This window comes from Aestuariivivens marinum (assembly GCF_022662175.1).
In the GTDB taxonomy this organism is placed as follows: Bacteria; Bacteroidota; Bacteroidia; order Flavobacteriales; family Flavobacteriaceae; genus Aestuariivivens; species Aestuariivivens marinum.
Genome location: NZ_JAKMCR010000001.1, coordinates 12,292 through 27,407, shown reverse-complemented (window position 1 = coordinate 27,407; position 15,116 = coordinate 12,292). Strand labels below are relative to the sequence as shown.

The window sequence follows — 15,116 nt, the reverse complement described above, 5'->3', positions numbered from 1 at the left end:
CGGATGTTATTCCCTGTATAAAAAGTAATTATTAACCAATTCTATATACTTCTCTTTGGCGGCCTTAGGACTTACATTTTGAACCTGAAACAAGGCGTTGGTCTTAAAGGCATTGATAATAGGTTTTTTGCTACTGGGTTTGCCATAATCGTTTGTGGCTCTTTTGTAATAGGCATAGAGTTTTAGTAGCGTATCAGCAGGAAACGGATCGGTATGATTGTTAACCCGGTTAACGGCTTCTTGGAAGGCTGTGTCTAAATCAATTTTACCCATTGGTTTCTGCAATAATGCTTTCGCCACCTTTTACTTTTTGGTTGAGTTGAACCTTGATTTTTGCATCTAAAGGTAAAAAAACATCTACCCTTGAACCAAATTTTATAAATCCAGAATCTTCCCCTTGAACCACTTTATCGTTTTGTTTGGCATAATTAACAATACGTTTGGCTAGTGCCCCTGCAATTTGACGATACAGTACCTTGCCATAATTTTCGTTTTCAACAACAACGGTTGTGCGTTCATTTTCCTCACTTGCTTTAGGGTGCCATGCTACTAAGTATTTTCCTGGATGATACTTGCTAAAAATAACGTTACCGCTTATAGGGTAACGAGTCACATGGACGTTGATAGGAGACATAAATACGCTTACTTGTAGGCGTTTATCCTTAAAATATTCTTTCTCGTAAACCTCTTCAATAACCACTACCTTTCCATCGACAGGTGATACTACAGTATTGTTGTTAATTAAAGTATTGCGTTTGGGGTTTCTAAAAAACTGAAGGATAATAATTAAAAACACAATCAATAGAAGCATGATACTTGTTCGCAACCAAGCTATGCCTATGAAAAAATCGGTTAGCAAGAACAGTGCTAAAACTAGAATAAACGTTACCGTTATAATTTTATGACCTTCTTTATGAAACATATTTAAGCATTCTTAAGAATAAATATATAATTGGAGCAGCAAAAATAATGCTATCCAATCGATCTAACAATCCACCATGCCCCGGCATAATTACACCGCTATCCTTAACTTGGGCTTGCCTTTTAAATTTAGATTCTATTAAATCCCCTAGCGTTCCAAATACACTAATAATAATAGCCATTATGAGCCAGTTAGTGAAATTTAAAGTTTCGGTAAAGGTAGCGATAAAATAGCTTGCTATACATGAAAAAAATAACCCCCCTAAAAACCCTTCTACAGTTTTTTTGGGCGATATTTTTTCAAAAAGTTTTTGCCTTCCAAAGTTTTTACCAACTAAATAAGCAAACGAGTCGTTTACCCAAACCAATATAAAAGCTCCTAATAAAATGTTTGGGTTATATGTAGTGTAATAATTGGTAATTAAAACCAAAAAAACAAATCCGCTAGAGAGATAAAAGGTTGTTAAAATAAAACGTTTGGAATGAAACAAGGGGATGACCTTTTCTGAAAACAAATCCTTAATTAAAAACAACTGCACAAAAATGGTTATAACCATTAAAATTTGGGTAGCTTCGTCGAGTCCGCCATTAGATTGTAGGACCTCTTGCCAATAACCAAAAATACCATAGAGTATAATAAAAATGATAAATGGAATGTTGCTTTTAAGTTGAATAAGCTTTTTAAATTCCATAAGACAAATCACACCAAAAACAAAAAAGAGAATAAGAAGTGCATGTTCAGAATATAAACATAATATAAGTAGAGTCGCATAGAGTAAGCCAGATAAGCCTCGAATAAAAAATTCCTTCATCCTACAGGTCTTCTAGAAGTAATAAGTATAAATTTTTGGCACTACTGCCATAACTTAGGAAATCTTTTTCATCGGCAGATTTAAAATGTTTAATGGTTGTAATATTGGTGGGTATTTTTTGTCTGCTTTTCGATTTTATAACTCGAAGTCCTTCTCCTATGCTTTCAACAATTTGACTGGTTGTAGCAAAGACAATGAAATTAAAAGGTAACTCACGTAATTTTTTTTCAAAAATCTGTTTGGAAGAAATAAGCAAAGAACCGTCATTGGCAATGAGGTTTTCACATGTCGTTAAGAAAAATGTAGCATCACTTATTTTTCGGGTAGATTGTAAGCAGGAGTTTTTAAACTTACTTTCAAGTTGGTCATCTAAAACTAACACATTTTTATTTTCCCATTGATTTTCAACTAATATGTTTTGTAAGTTTTGAAAAATTTCATCTAAGTTTTCACAGTAAAGGAATTTACCGCCATTAGCTTTAAAGTTTATGGTAAACCTTTCGTCTATCGGCAGTTTGATTTCAGGCATGTACTTGCCTCTTTCGTTTGATTTTATTAGTTCTTCATCCTTATTTTCAGATTTAAAACCAAAAATTTTTCTAAAAAGACTCATTAAGATTGTGCTATTAACTCAATTACATCTGGGTTTATCAAATATAAAAAATCTTAAACTAACCATGAGGGTAATTTAAGATTTTTACTATTTACTTAACAAAATAATAGAAATAATCTATTTTTCTGTTGTTTCTTGTTCTTCTTTTGTTATTTGTTCTTCTTCTTTTTCAAAAGTACGTTTGCCAAATATTTTTTCCAAATTGTCTTTAAATATTACTTCTTTTTCTAAAAGTACTTCAGCCAATTCGGTAAGTTTGTCTTTGTTTTCCTCCAAGATTTTGATGGCACGTTGGTACTGTTCTTCAATAATGCTGGAAATTTCTTTATCTATGAGTTCGGCTGTTTCTTCACTATAAGGTTTGGTAAATCCATATTCGCTCTGTCCTGAAGAATCGTAATAAGTTAAATTACCAATCTTATCGCTTAGCCCATAAATGGTAACCATGGCTCTTGCTTGTTTGGTTACTTTTTCCAAATCGCTTAATGCGCCTGTAGAGATTTTATCAAAAATAACCTTTTCTGCAGCACGTCCACCCAATGCAGCACACATTTCATCCAGCATTTGCTCTGGTCTAACAATTAAGCGCTCCTCTGGTAAATACCATGCTGCGCCTAATGAACGCCCTCTTGGAACAATTGTTACTTTAACCAATGGTGCGGCATGTTCCAACATCCAACTCACGGTAGCGTGACCTGCTTCATGGTAGGCAACAGCTTTTTTCTCGCTAGGAGTAATAATTTTATTTTTCTTTTCAAGACCACCTATTATTCGGTCTACCGCATCTAAAAAGTCTTGTTTGTCTACCATTTTTTTGCCATTTCTAGCAGCAATCAAAGCAGCTTCATTGCATACGTTGGCTATATCGGCACCTGAGAATCCTGGAGTTTGTTTAGCCAAAAAATCGGTATCTAAATCCTTGGATTTTTTTAGTGGTCTAAGATGCACTTCAAAAATTTCTTTACGTTCACGCAAATCGGGAAGATCTACAAAAATTTGTCGGTCAAAACGTCCGGCACGCATTAAGGCCTTGTCTAAAATATCAGCCCTGTTAGTAGCTGCTAATACGATAACATTGGCATTGGTACCAAAGCCATCCATTTCTGTAAGTAACTGGTTTAATGTGTTTTCACGTTCATCGTTGCTTCCAGACATAGCATTTTTCCCTCTTGCCCGACCAATGGCATCAATTTCATCTATAAAAATTATAGAAGGCGATTTTTCTTTGGCCTGCTTGAATAGGTCACGAACCCGTGATGCGCCAACACCAACAAACATTTCTACAAAATCAGATCCCGAAAGTGAAAAGAAAGGTACTTTAGCTTCTCCGGCAACAGCTCTAGCCAATAGGGTCTTTCCTGTTCCTGGAGGGCCAACTAATAAAGCGCCTTTTGGGATTTTTCCACCCAAAGTGGTATATTTTTCAGGATATTTGAGGAAATCCACTATCTCTTGTACTTCTTCCTTTGCACCCTCTAATCCAGCAACATCCTTAAAGGTAGTTTTTACATCGGTATTTTGGTCGAATAGTTTAGCTTTAGATTTCCCTATATTGAAAATCTGTCCGCCACCACCACCACCAGCACCACCAGACATGCGGCGCATAATGAATATCCATACGCCTATTAACAATATGAATGGAAGTAAGCTAATTAAAAAGTCACCCAAATGATTTTCGTCTGTTTCTAGGGAATAGATATCGTATTTCCCTATTGCCTTTAAATCGTTTTCAAAGTTTTGTAAATCTCCAATTTCAAATTTATAGTTTGGTAACTTAGTGGTTGAAGGAATAAAGGTTTGTGGCTTTGATCTTTTGTGAATTTCTTTATCCTGTGCTTCATCAGTAAGATAGACATTGGCAATACGCCTGTTTATTACAACAACTCTTTCAACGTCATTATCTTTTGCATATTTAAAAAATTCAGAAGTTGTTATGTTTTTTGAACTTTCAAAACTGTTTCCTCCCAATAGTTGAAATCCTAAGAAAACCACTATAATAACACCATAAATCCAATATGGACTGAATTTTGGTTTTTTTTCTTTTATGTTTTTTTTGTCGTTTGCCATGTTTTAGTAACTCGTTTCTATAACTGTTGTTTTTGCATCTCCCCAAAGGCTTTCTATATCGTAATATTCCCTAATATGCTTTTGGAAAACATGTACAACAACATTAACATAATCTATGAGCACCCATTCGGCATTGTCTAAACCTTCTGTATGCCAAGGATTATCCTTTAGTTCTTTACTAACCTTTTTTTGTATTGAATTTACAATAGCGGTAACCTGCGTGTTTGAAGTTCCTTCACAAATTATAAAATAATCACAAACCGTGTTTTCAATATCCCTTAAATCTAAAATACTTATTTCTTTACCCTTAACATCTTCAATCCCACTAATTATAACCGATATTAACTGGTCTGTACTTATTTTTTCTTTCGCCATTAATTTTATTTACTTTGTGCAAAGTTATTATTTTTTTAGTTCTTTATACTTTAAAATAATCATAAGATTTTAAAGTCAAAATACAACTCTATTAATGCGTATAATCAAACTTAATGCCATCGACTCCACAAATTCATTTTTAAAGGAAATGATCTATAATGAAGTAGTAGAAGATTATACAGTTGTTATTGCACAACACCAAACAAGAGGTCGTGGACAAATGGGTACGACATGGGAATCAGAAACTGGTAAAAACCTTATGTTTAGCTTGTTTAAGGACTTGAGTGTGCATGTGGTTGAGTTTCCTTTTTACATAAGCATGGCAGTTTCCTTGGCTATTTTGAAAGCGTTACAGCAATTCAATATTCCAGATTTACGCATCAAATGGCCAAACGACATTTTGTCAGCAAACAAGAAGATATGCGGCATATTAATAGAAAATGTCATAAAAGATAGGTTGAATTCTACCATTATTGGGATAGGGGTAAACGTAAACCAAACAGAATTTGAGAACTTACCACAGGCATCTTCTTTAAAAAGTATAACAGGAGTACATTATGATTTGGATGAAGTTCTGCATTACATAATGAAACAGACCAAATACTATTCCCAACTTTTACAAGATGGTGAATACAATACTGTTAAAAATGAATATGAAGCATATTTATTTAGAAAGGATAAGCCTTCAACATTTAAAGATGCTAATGGCAAATTGTTCTCCGGGTTCATAAAAGGGGTTACCAAATATGGAAAGCTTATGGTGACCCAGGAAGACCAGGTTGTTAAAAAATATGACCTAAAAGAAATTACCTTGATGCATTAGGCTGGATGAAAAGTTAAATTAAGTTTAGTGAAGTGTTCTTTGAAAACACCAAAATTAAATTGCATTGGGAATATTGGTTGCCAATGTTTCAATAAATTTGGTAATAGGGCCTTTAATCATCATGGCCATCATAGGGTTAAAATCACCGCTAAACTTTAATTGAACTTCACTGTTCGATTCATCTATTGCTTTTATTTCACCTACTAAAGAAAAGTCTATTTTCCCTCCAGCAGCACCTAAAACAATTTTATTTGGAGGGATTGTCTCTTTCTTTTTTAAGACAATTTCTGGCATGCCCTTTAATGCAAACACAAACTTATCGTGTTCAAGAATCTCAAATTTACTAATGTTTTCAGGCATTAAAGCTTCGAAGTTTTTTACATCAGATAAAAAGTTATAGACGTCTTCAGCCGATTTGCCAACGTTTATATTTGGGGATTCTAAATTCATAATGTATTTTATTATAGGTTTTTGCTGTTAAGTTATAGGAGTTGGATAACTCTTAACTAAAACTTTAATTTAATTTGGGTGCCATGCACTAGGATTTGAATTCCAATCCGATAAGGTTTTGAGTTCTTTTTCAGAAATATAATTGGTATAAACAGCTTGTTCCAGCAAACTTTCATAATTACCCAAAGTTTGGAGTTTCACGTTGGCTTTTTCAAAATTTTTGGTAGCGACATCAAAACCATAAGTGAAAATGGCAATCATACCTTTTACGTTTATACCAGCATCCCTTAATGCATTTACCGCATTTAAACTGCTTTTTCCGGTACTTATTAAATCTTCAACCACTACTACATTTTGCCCTTTTTCTATAAATCCTTCTATTTGGTTTTTACGTCCATGACCCTTAGCATCGGGTCTAACATATATAAATGGAAGCCCTAGGTACTCTGCTACCAACATGCCAATGCCAATGGCGCCTGTGGCTACACCAGCAATAGCGTCGGGTTTGCCATATTGCTTTTCAATTTGTTTTCCCATAGCTTCCCTTATATAGTTTCTTATAGGAGGAAACGATAAAATAATGCGGTTGTCACAATAAATTGGAGATTTCCATCCTGAAGCCCAAGTAAAAGGGACTTTTGGGCTTAGTTTTATAGCATTTACCTGCAATAAAACTTCAGCAGTTTTTCTGGCGGTATGTTTATTAAAAATCATAGTCGCAAAATTAAACATAAATTTAATTTAATGCTGTTATGGCCATTCGATTTAAAATATTTTTTTAACAATTTAAAAATTGTGCTTAAAAATGATATTTTTACCAAAACCTAACCGAAGACATTTATAATGTATCAAGTTTTTGTTGGAGATAAACCCATTGTTTTAACAGATAAAGTTGAATTGGAAAACGGATTTAGAAACTATTTGTTAAACACGGTAAACATAGGTAAAGTAATAAAAGAGCTTAATAAAACCGATTTAAAGGAAGTTCGTCTAATCCATAATAACAAGGAAAAACTACTTAAAAAGTTTTTGAAAAAATTACCTAATGTAATTGCTGGGGGAGGTAAGGTCTATAATGATAATGACGAAATTTTATTCATTTACCGAAACGACAAATGGGATTTGCCTAAAGGTAAAATTGAGGGAAGTGAATCCATTGAAAGAACTGCATTAAGAGAAGTTGCTGAAGAAACAGGTGTAGCTGGTCTTAAGATTGTTAAGCCGTTAGATACGACTTACCATATTTTTAAAAGAAATGGTAGGCATAAAATTAAAGTTACTCATTGGTTTCAAATGAAGACCAGTTTCGCTGGCGATTTGGTAGCTCAAGAAAATGAGGGTATAACTAAAGTAGAATGGTTGAACAACGGGCAAATCAATAAAGCACTAGAAAACTCTTATGCTAATATTAAATTATTGGTTTAGTGACTTGCTGCTCCATACAGAGAACTGTAACGAACTATTTATAAATATTTTAATTTTGTGTCCAATAGGGTAACTTATCATTTATCTAATTAATCCCACTGGCTATATTTAACAAAAAAACCAGAAAAATTAGTTTTTTACACAAAAGAAATTTATAAAAAATGTTTTAACTTTATGTTATTGTAATTTGCTATAAGTATACGGCATTAACTTGCTGTTTATTAATATGTAAGTCTCTCGATAACATCGTTTTTAATGGAGCGTTATAAATTGTCCTTTGGTGAAATTAAAATTTTAAATAAAAATCTTGCAGAGGTTATTGTAGATGAAGGTATAATTTTTGATGAAATTATGGTTGATGAATACCATGATTTCCTACTCAATTCCTTAACCCCTCCTTTTTTGTTATTAATTAATAAAAAGTATTCATACACCTATACGTTCAATGCCCAAAAAATAATTGCTAATTTAAAGGAAATAAAGGCCATGGCGGTATTGCTGTCTACATATGGAGGAGAAATGTCCACCCGTACATTAATTAATGTAAATGGTAATTATAAATGGAATATTGAATTATTTCAAAATAGGACAGAAGCCTTACAATGGTTACAGGAGCAATACCATTTTCAAACGTTTTAGTTAACTTTCCAGTAAATTACCTTTACAAGGTTTGTGCTTCTATTTATTAACCTTAAATTTGCCGCTTTTTAAGCAAACCATTATGACTGAGTTTATTAGAAAGCGTGCAGCTAATGCCAAAGATGATATTTTAAGCGGGATTACAGTGGCCTTGGCCTTAGTGCCTGAAGCTGTAGCTTTCGCTTTTGTTGCAGGGGTAGATCCTTTGGTGGGGCTTTATGCTGCATTCATGATTGGTTTGGTAACGTCAGTTTTTGGGGGCCGACCGGGCATGATTAGTGGCGCTACGGGTGCTTTAGCTGTGGTTATGGTAAGCCTTGTGGCCGAAAGTAATGCTATGGGAGCAGATGGTGAAAATCTTGGTTTGTATTATTTGTTTGCTACAGTTATTTTAATGGGAATTATACAAATGTTGGCGGGTGTATTTAAGCTCGGTAAGTTTGTTAGACTTATTCCGCATCCTGTAATGATGGGTTTTGTTAACGGATTGGCCATTGTGATATTTTTGGCCCAATTAAAAATGTTTCCACAAATAACTAATGAAATTTCATTTTGGGTAAATCCGAGTACTTGGTTTTCAGCATTATTTTCAAACGGTGAATTTTGGTTGATGTTAAGTTTGGTGGGTTTAACCATGTTAATTATGTGGGTATTACCAAAAATGAAGGCAACAGCAAAGTTACCTGAGGCTTTAATAGGGATTCTTGTTATTTCAGCGGTTGTAATTTTTGGAAAGTTGGATGTCGCTACCGTTGGGAGTTTTATTAGAGATGGTGGTGGTGAAGGCTTAAAAGGGGGCTTACCCCAATTTCAATGGGATATTTTTGGTAAGGTGCCTTTTAATATGCAGACTTTAGCCTTTATTGGGCCTTATGCCATCATTTTGGCGGCTATTGGTTTAATTGAGTCGCTAATGACCCTTAACTTGGTTGACGAACTCACCGAAACCAGGGGTAATGCCAACAAGGAATGTATGGCACAAGGTGGTGCCAATATTATTACTGGTCTTTTTGGAGGTATGGGTGGCTGTGCCATGATTGGTCAGTCATTAATCAATATAAAATCGGGTGGGCGAACTCGGTTGTCTGGAATTGTTGCTGCTGTACTTTTGCTCATGTTTATTCTATTTGCATCAGCCTATATTGAACAAATTCCTATTGCTGCTTTGGTAGGGGTTATGTTTATGGTGGTTATAGGTACCTTTGCTTGGAGTAGCTTTAGGATATTGAACAAAATTCCTGTAAGTGATGTTATTGTTTTGGTAGCAGTTTCATCATTAACAGTAATTTTCGATTTAGCCATTGCGGTAATCTCTGGGGTGATTATAAGTGCTTTGGTTTTCTCTTGGGAAAATGCCAAGCGTATACGTGCCCGTAAACGTATGAAGGATGATGGCACCAAAGTATATGAGATTTGGGGGCCGTTATTTTTTGGATCCATAATTGCTTTTAACGAAAAGTTTGATGTAAATAACGATCCAGATAAGGTTGAAGTCGATTTTATTGAATCTCGTGTAAGTGACCATTCGGCCATCGAGGCAATATTCAATTTGGTAAATAAATATGAAGCTGCTGGAAAGCAGATTAAACTCACCCATTTAAGCGAAGACTGTAAAGTATTGCTTTACAAATCAAGCCCTAAGTTTAGAGAAGTTATTGTTGAAGCTATTGATGATCCACGTTATTACTTGGCCGAAAACCCTGAAGCGTTCACTAAAGGACTGAGAGAGTATAAGCTTTAATTTGTTAGATTTGTTATGTGGTAAAAAACACATCTCAATGATAAAGCAAAATCTTACTGTTTTAGTTTTACTGGCTTTATGGTCATGTGTTAGAGTTGAAGTGATTGAAGAAACTAATAGTAAAGAAGAATTACCTCCTAAGATATATATTCCTGTAAATTTAAATTCTGATAAAGAAGGACTTCTTGGTGAAGATATTTACGTGAAAGGAGAAGGTTTTTTTTTAGATTCACTAGTGTTTTATTTTAATGATAAAGAAACGTATGGAAGTTTAAAAAACGATGACACGCTTTTGGTAAATGTTCCAAGAACTTTAGATAAGATAGAATCTATATTTACTATTTATACAAGATCCAAAGATTCGTTAATATATTCTTCAAATTTCAAATTAAAAAAACCGGTAATAAATGGCTTGAGTACACAACAAGTTACGTTTAGTGAAACAGTGTGGGTTTACGGCAATAATTTTGATAATGATTATAACTTTGTTAAAGCTTATTTAAATCAACAAAGTGTTATCCCTTCATTTGTTTCGTTAGACTCTTTAGAGATTATTGTTCCTAATGACATTGATCAAAAAAATGTTTTAATTAAAATTGGAGCCCAATTACAGGAGGTCGTTTATAGCGGTTTAAAATTAAAATCTCCCGAAATAATTAGTTTCCCCTCTGAAGTATTAATAGGTACTACAGGAAATATCCTAAAGGGGGTTAATTTCAACCCCGATTCAGAATATTCAGAAATTTTAATAAACGATACCTTAAATACTAAAGTCTATCATAATGATAAAAGTGGTAATTTAGATTTGTTCATTCCTTTTGGACCTTATAGTAATTTTAAAATTAATAGTGTTTCTTACGAAACGGCTGGGATGAAAGTACGTCAATTGCTTGATACAAAAATAGTGTCTAATCATATTCTTTTTTCTAGAAACCATACAGTTTCACCAGTATCTAGGCATTTAGTTTTTAATGGCGAAATGTATCTAATGTCGCCAGAAACAGATAGTCAAGACACTCCCCCTTTTTACTATATATGGCGATTTGATATGGCTAAGAGGTTATGGGTTAAAGATGAAAGAATTAAAGTTAAAGCTTATGGTTTTAATTTTTCCCAAATAGTTAATGGGGTATTTTATGCCTTTGAAAGCTATGGTAATAATAGGATTTTTAAAATCGATCTAAATGACTTTTCAATTGGAGAAATTGCAAGTATTCCAAGCGATACAGTTAGGGTTTCCCCAGTTCTTTTTATTAATAACGGATTTTTATACGTTGGAAAAGGTGTAGATGCATCAACGAATTTCAATCATCAAGATTTATATAAGTTAAGTCTATACTCAGTAGATCCAGTTTGGGAAGAAGTAGAGTCTGATGATAAGGTGTTTTATGGAGAGCAGCCTTTTGATTACAAAGGAGATACTTATATTGCCACTTATACTATAGGTTCTTTTGTTTATTATAGTTTATATAGGTTTAACCCCACTAATTCAAATTTTGAATTGGTAAAACATTTCAACTCAGAAAGTCCTAATTATGTTTTTGTAAATGATTCTTGCTATGTCATTATTGTTAATTCGGTTACAAGAACAAAAACTGTATATAAGTTGCAGGATATAGAAACCCCAGTATTTGATTTCACTTTAAACAGCATTCTAAACGACAGTGATTTTGAATATTATTCTTTTGATAATCAATTGTACTTTTCTGGTAGTGTTCAAAATAATTATTATTCGCCAAGTAGTGGAATGTACAAACTCTCTGAAGAGTTGAATAATAAATTTGAATAGAAAAATTTTATACTATAGCTTTGGTTTTTCTTTTGGGTTTATATTGACAGCCTTATACTAATAAATATTGATTTAAAAATTAGTCTACAATAATAATGTGAAAGGGTTAGTTTACTTTAACACTACTGGGCACTAATTTTGTATAATCTCCACCATTCCTAATCACATCCCGAACAATAGAAGAGGCTATGTAAGAGGTTTGGGCAGAGGTTAACAGAAAAACAGTTTCAATAGGAGCAAGGTCGCGGTTGGTATGTGCAATAGCTTTTTCAAATTCAAAATCTGCAGGATTTCGCAATCCTCGTAAAATAAAATCAACGCCTATTTCTTTACAAAAATCAACCGTTAGCCCTTTATATGTAACCACTTTTATTTTGGGTTCATCGGCAAAAGCTTCTTCAATAAACCGCTTGCGTTCACCAAGGGTGAACATATATTTTTTGTCAGAATTGACACCAATAGCCACAATAATTTCATCAAAAAGCGTCACGCCACGTTTTATAATATCGTAGTGCCCCAATGTTAAGGGATCAAAAGATCCTGGAAATAATGCGCGTTTCATGAATTTAAAATTACAACTTTTATTTTAAAGCTTCTACAATGGCATTATCAAAAAGTTCAGGAAGGCTTATCCCGGCTGCAGCGGCCTGTTGCGGTAAGATACTTTCCTTAGTTAATCCAGGTACCGTATTTACCTCAAGTAAATGGGGTTCACCATCTTTAAAAATGTATTCACTACGACTAAATCCTTTAAGTTTTAAAATATCGTAAACTTTTTTGGCAACAGTATTTACTTTATCCTCTTGTTCTTTTGTTAAACGTGCAGGGGTTATTTCTTGAGATTTTCCTAAATATTTGGCTTCGTAATCAAAAAAATCATTTTCGGAAACAATTTCGGTAATGGGTAAAACTTTGGTCTTGCCTTTGTACTTTATAACACCAACCGAAACTTCGGTGCCATCTAAAAACGATTCGATAATAATTTCATTATCTTCCCTAAAGGCTACCTCAATGGCATTTTGTAATTCTGATTGATGGTGCACTTTGGTGACTCCAAAACTACTTCCAGCCTTATTGGCTTTTACAAAGCAAGGGAGTCCTACTTTATTGATAATGTCATTTTCATTAACAGCATCACCTAAATTCAGGTAAAATGATTCTGCTGTTTTAATACCATAAGGTTTTAAAACACTTAAACAATCCCGTTTGTTAAAGGTTAAGCTGGCTTGATACATATTACAACTGGTTTGCGGAATGTTTAATAAATGAAAATAGGACTGCATATACCCATCTTCACCAGGTGTTCCATGAATGGCATTAAATACACAATCGAAAGTAATTTTATTGTGGTTAATAGTGACAGAAAAATCATTTTTGTCAATAGGGAATTCGGCATTATTTTCATCAACATAAACCCATTTGTCTTTAAAGATGTGAATGCGATAAGCCGTATACTTACTAGAGTCTAGGGTTTCAAAAACGACATTGCCGCTTTTTAGGGAAATTTGATGTTCACTCGAATATCCGCCCATAATTATGGCGATGTTTTTATTCATCTATTTTAAAATTTTTATTTCATTGAAAATAAAACGAACAAAAAAAATCTGCTCAAATGAGCCGTTGTGCTTTCGCATAAAAAATTAATTGTTTCGGTAGTAAAGCAAAAATTTTAATTTGTTTATGTTCATTTCATATAATTTAATTAAATACCATCTAAAAACCACAATAAAACGTATCTATTGTAAGTTAAGCTAAAATATCATATAAATTGCAAAAGAAAAAACACAACTGTTTTTATATATTTGCTACAAAGTAAATCCATTAAATGAGCCTTGTAAAATTCCTTACTAGTAAAGACTTTCTTAAACAAATAATTTTGGCCGTTATTGCGGTTGTGGTAATAAGCTTTATTATGCTCCGATGGCTTAAGTCGTCAACCAACCATGGCGAATTTGAAACGGTTCCGGACCTAACGGGAAAGTCTATTAGCGTGGCAGAATTGGAACTAAAAGACAATAATTTAGTTATGCAAATTCAGGATTCAGCTAATTTCAATCCTGATTACCCCAAGTTTTCGGTCATCGACCAAGATCCTAAATCTGGAACCAAGGTAAAGGAAAATAGAAAGATTTATTTAACACTTAATCCTTCTGGGTATCGTAAGATTTTAGTGCCTAATTTAGAAGACAAAACATTTAGGTTGGCAAAAAGTACTTTAGAAGCATTAGAGTTTAAGATTGGTAAATTAACTTATAAGGACAATATTGGAAAGGATATTGTTTTAGGTTTATCACATAAAGGTCATCCTATAAAATCAGGGGATAAACTACCAAAAACTTCAGTAATCGATTTGGTACTTGGTAATGGTAACAGACCTTGATATGGACGATTACACTCCACAGCTTCCAGACGACGATGATAATCTTTATGAGCATTATGCCTTTACTGTAGATAAAGGCCAGTCGCCTTTACGTATCGATAAATATTTGATGAATTTTGTAGAAAATGCCACCCGAAATAAAATTCAGGCAGCTGCTAAAAACGGGAGTATTGTTGTTAACGGCACTCCGGTAAAATCGAATTACAAGGTAAAACCCAATGATCATATACGGGTCTTGTTTACCCATCCACCACACGAAAACTTATTGGTGGGAGAAAATATTCCTATTGATGTGGTTTATGAAGATGATCAGCTTTTGGTAGTGAATAAACCTTCAGGAATGGTTGTGCATCCAGGTCATGGCAATTATTCGGGTACTCTGATTAATGCCTTGATTTATCGTTTTGACAATCTGCCCAACAATTCCAGTGAACGTCCAGGATTGGTACACCGAATAGATAAAGATACTAGTGGTTTACTAGTGATTGCCAAAACCGAAAAGGCCATGAATGACCTTTCCCTTCAATTTGCAGAGAAGACCAGTGAGCGTGAGTATGTTGCTTTGGTTTGGGGGAATGTTGAAGCCAATGAAGGTACTGTGGAGGGTAATATAGGTAGGCATCCAAAAAACCGGTTGCAAAATACTGTTTTTCTTGGTGATGAAGCTGAAAAAGGAAAACCAGCAATTACGCATTTTAAAGTTTTGGAGCGTTTGGGTTATGTAACCTTGTTGTCCTGTAAATTAGAAACAGGGCGCACACACCAAATACGGGTACATATGAAACACATAGGGCATACCTTGTTTAATGACGAACGTTATGGTGGTGAAAAAATCTTAAAAGGAACAACTTTTACCAAATATAAACAGTTTGTGGAAAATTGTTTTAAAGTATTACCAAGACAAGCACTCCATGCTAAAACTTTAGGGTTTAAACATCCAAAAACAGGCATATTCATGCAGTTCGATACTCCAATACCAGACGATATGCAACAGTGTATTGAAAAGTGGCGCAGCTATGCCAAGCATCAGGATTTGGAAGAAGAGACTTAAGGGTTCAAGTTCAAAATTAAAAATTTCAGA

Annotated in this window: 17 protein-coding genes; 7 read left to right on the top strand and 10 right to left on the bottom strand. The window is 33.9% G+C overall.

Annotated features, from left to right (window positions below; all coding sequences use genetic code 11):
* Positions 1-6: 6 nt before the first annotated feature.
* The 6 genes from MR053_RS00135 to rsfS all read right to left on the bottom strand — a co-directional run bounded on the left by MR053_RS00135 (position 7) and on the right by rsfS (position 4,788).
* Entirely contained in the window at positions 7-273 is a 267-nt protein-coding gene (locus MR053_RS00135; RefSeq protein ID WP_242130519.1) for an acyl-CoA-binding protein, read from the bottom strand.
* The gene (locus MR053_RS00130; RefSeq protein WP_242130518.1) at positions 266-922 is read right to left on the bottom strand and encodes a phosphatidylserine decarboxylase family protein; all 657 of its coding nucleotides are present in this window, start codon (positions 920-922) and stop codon (positions 266-268) included. The genes MR053_RS00135 and MR053_RS00130 overlap by 8 nt, the downstream gene beginning before the upstream one ends.
* On the bottom strand, positions 912-1,733 hold the full coding sequence (locus tag MR053_RS00125; RefSeq protein ID WP_242130517.1) for a phosphatidate cytidylyltransferase: 822 nt from the start codon (positions 1,731-1,733) through the stop codon (positions 912-914). The genes MR053_RS00130 and MR053_RS00125 overlap by 11 nt, the downstream gene beginning before the upstream one ends.
* A gap of 1 nt (position 1,734) precedes the next feature.
* On the bottom strand, positions 1,735-2,346 hold the full coding sequence (locus MR053_RS00120; protein WP_242130516.1) for an LUD domain-containing protein: 612 nt from the start codon (positions 2,344-2,346) through the stop codon (positions 1,735-1,737).
* 117 nt (positions 2,347-2,463) lie between these two features.
* The gene (gene ftsH / locus MR053_RS00115) at positions 2,464-4,413 is read right to left on the bottom strand and encodes an ATP-dependent zinc metalloprotease FtsH (RefSeq protein ID WP_242130515.1); all 1,950 of its coding nucleotides are present in this window, start codon (positions 4,411-4,413) and stop codon (positions 2,464-2,466) included.
* A gap of 3 nt (positions 4,414-4,416) precedes the next feature.
* A complete protein-coding gene (gene rsfS / locus MR053_RS00110; RefSeq protein WP_223548579.1) occupies positions 4,417-4,788 on the bottom strand; it encodes a ribosome silencing factor in 372 nt (123 codons plus the stop codon).
* A gap of 94 nt (positions 4,789-4,882) precedes the next feature.
* Here rsfS and MR053_RS00105 point away from each other — a divergent pair, with 94 nt between their 5' ends.
* A complete protein-coding gene (locus MR053_RS00105) occupies positions 4,883-5,611 on the top strand; it encodes a biotin--[acetyl-CoA-carboxylase] ligase (protein ID WP_242130514.1) in 729 nt (242 codons plus the stop codon).
* A gap of 54 nt (positions 5,612-5,665) precedes the next feature.
* On the opposite strand, the gene MR053_RS00100 is transcribed toward MR053_RS00105, so the two are convergent.
* A complete protein-coding gene (locus MR053_RS00100; protein ID WP_242130513.1) occupies positions 5,666-6,061 on the bottom strand; it encodes an SRPBCC family protein in 396 nt (131 codons plus the stop codon).
* Between the two features lie 69 nt (positions 6,062-6,130).
* Positions 6,131-6,775: an orotate phosphoribosyltransferase gene (gene pyrE, locus MR053_RS00095; RefSeq protein WP_242130512.1), complete on the bottom strand. Its 645-nt coding sequence runs from the start codon at positions 6,773-6,775 to the stop codon at positions 6,131-6,133.
* A 129-nt stretch (positions 6,776-6,904) separates the two neighbouring features.
* On the opposite strand from pyrE, the gene MR053_RS00090 reads away from it, so the two are divergent.
* The 4 genes from MR053_RS00090 to MR053_RS00075 all read left to right on the top strand — a co-directional run bounded on the left by MR053_RS00090 (position 6,905) and on the right by MR053_RS00075 (position 11,655).
* Positions 6,905-7,486 (top strand): NUDIX hydrolase, encoded by a 582-nt coding sequence (locus MR053_RS00090; protein ID WP_242130511.1) that lies wholly within the window; start codon positions 6,905-6,907, stop codon positions 7,484-7,486.
* A 255-nt stretch (positions 7,487-7,741) separates the two neighbouring features.
* Positions 7,742-8,125 (top strand): hypothetical protein, encoded by a 384-nt coding sequence (locus tag MR053_RS00085; protein ID WP_242130510.1) that lies wholly within the window; start codon positions 7,742-7,744, stop codon positions 8,123-8,125.
* 82 nt (positions 8,126-8,207) lie between these two features.
* Complete coding sequence (locus MR053_RS00080) at positions 8,208-9,866, top strand: SulP family inorganic anion transporter (protein WP_242130509.1); 1,659 nt, start codon at positions 8,208-8,210, stop codon at positions 9,864-9,866.
* A 37-nt stretch (positions 9,867-9,903) separates the two neighbouring features.
* The gene (locus MR053_RS00075) at positions 9,904-11,655 is read left to right on the top strand and encodes a hypothetical protein (RefSeq protein WP_242130508.1); all 1,752 of its coding nucleotides are present in this window, start codon (positions 9,904-9,906) and stop codon (positions 11,653-11,655) included.
* A 106-nt stretch (positions 11,656-11,761) separates the two neighbouring features.
* On the opposite strand, the gene coaD is transcribed toward MR053_RS00075, so the two are convergent.
* Together coaD and MR053_RS00065 are read right to left on the bottom strand one after the other, a co-directional pair.
* The gene (coaD, locus tag MR053_RS00070; RefSeq protein WP_242130507.1) at positions 11,762-12,217 is read right to left on the bottom strand and encodes a pantetheine-phosphate adenylyltransferase; all 456 of its coding nucleotides are present in this window, start codon (positions 12,215-12,217) and stop codon (positions 11,762-11,764) included.
* 19 nt (positions 12,218-12,236) lie between these two features.
* Entirely contained in the window at positions 12,237-13,211 is a 975-nt protein-coding gene (locus tag MR053_RS00065) for a D-alanine--D-alanine ligase (protein ID WP_242130506.1), read from the bottom strand.
* A 269-nt stretch (positions 13,212-13,480) separates the two neighbouring features.
* On the opposite strand from MR053_RS00065, the gene MR053_RS00060 reads away from it, so the two are divergent.
* Together MR053_RS00060 and MR053_RS00055 are read left to right on the top strand one after the other, a co-directional pair.
* A complete protein-coding gene (locus MR053_RS00060; RefSeq protein WP_242130505.1) occupies positions 13,481-14,035 on the top strand; it encodes a PASTA domain-containing protein in 555 nt (184 codons plus the stop codon).
* 1 nt (position 14,036) lies between these two features.
* Positions 14,037-15,086: an RluA family pseudouridine synthase gene (locus tag MR053_RS00055; protein WP_242130504.1), complete on the top strand. Its 1,050-nt coding sequence runs from the start codon at positions 14,037-14,039 to the stop codon at positions 15,084-15,086.
* Positions 15,087-15,116: the final 30 nt, after the last annotated feature.

Coding starts and splice junctions, on each gene's coding strand:
- MR053_RS00135 (WP_242130519.1), bottom strand. CDS start 273: ATGGGTAAAATTGATTTAGACACAGCCTTCCAAGAAGCCGTTAACCGG.
- pyrE (WP_242130512.1), bottom strand. CDS start 6,775: ATGATTTTTAATAAACATACCGCCAGAAAAACTGCTGAAGTTTTATTG.
- MR053_RS00055 (WP_242130504.1), top strand. CDS start 14,037: ATGGACGATTACACTCCACAGCTTCCAGACGACGATGATAATCTTTAT.
- MR053_RS00105 (WP_242130514.1), top strand. CDS start 4,883: ATGCGTATAATCAAACTTAATGCCATCGACTCCACAAATTCATTTTTA.
- coaD (WP_242130507.1), bottom strand. CDS start 12,217: ATGAAACGCGCATTATTTCCAGGATCTTTTGATCCCTTAACATTGGGG.
- MR053_RS00130 (WP_242130518.1), bottom strand. CDS start 922: ATGTTTCATAAAGAAGGTCATAAAATTATAACGGTAACGTTTATTCTA.
- MR053_RS00090 (WP_242130511.1), top strand. CDS start 6,905: ATGTATCAAGTTTTTGTTGGAGATAAACCCATTGTTTTAACAGATAAA.
- MR053_RS00080 (WP_242130509.1), top strand. CDS start 8,208: ATGACTGAGTTTATTAGAAAGCGTGCAGCTAATGCCAAAGATGATATT.
- MR053_RS00065 (WP_242130506.1), bottom strand. CDS start 13,211: ATGAATAAAAACATCGCCATAATTATGGGCGGATATTCGAGTGAACAT.
- MR053_RS00120 (WP_242130516.1), bottom strand. CDS start 2,346: ATGAGTCTTTTTAGAAAAATTTTTGGTTTTAAATCTGAAAATAAGGAT.
- ftsH (WP_242130515.1), bottom strand. CDS start 4,413: ATGGCAAACGACAAAAAAAACATAAAAGAAAAAAAACCAAAATTCAGT.
- MR053_RS00100 (WP_242130513.1), bottom strand. CDS start 6,061: ATGAATTTAGAATCCCCAAATATAAACGTTGGCAAATCGGCTGAAGAC.
- rsfS (WP_223548579.1), bottom strand. CDS start 4,788: ATGGCGAAAGAAAAAATAAGTACAGACCAGTTAATATCGGTTATAATT.
- MR053_RS00085 (WP_242130510.1), top strand. CDS start 7,742: ATGGAGCGTTATAAATTGTCCTTTGGTGAAATTAAAATTTTAAATAAA.
- MR053_RS00075 (WP_242130508.1), top strand. CDS start 9,904: ATGATAAAGCAAAATCTTACTGTTTTAGTTTTACTGGCTTTATGGTCA.
- MR053_RS00125 (WP_242130517.1), bottom strand. CDS start 1,733: ATGAAGGAATTTTTTATTCGAGGCTTATCTGGCTTACTCTATGCGACT.
- MR053_RS00060 (WP_242130505.1), top strand. CDS start 13,481: ATGAGCCTTGTAAAATTCCTTACTAGTAAAGACTTTCTTAAACAAATA.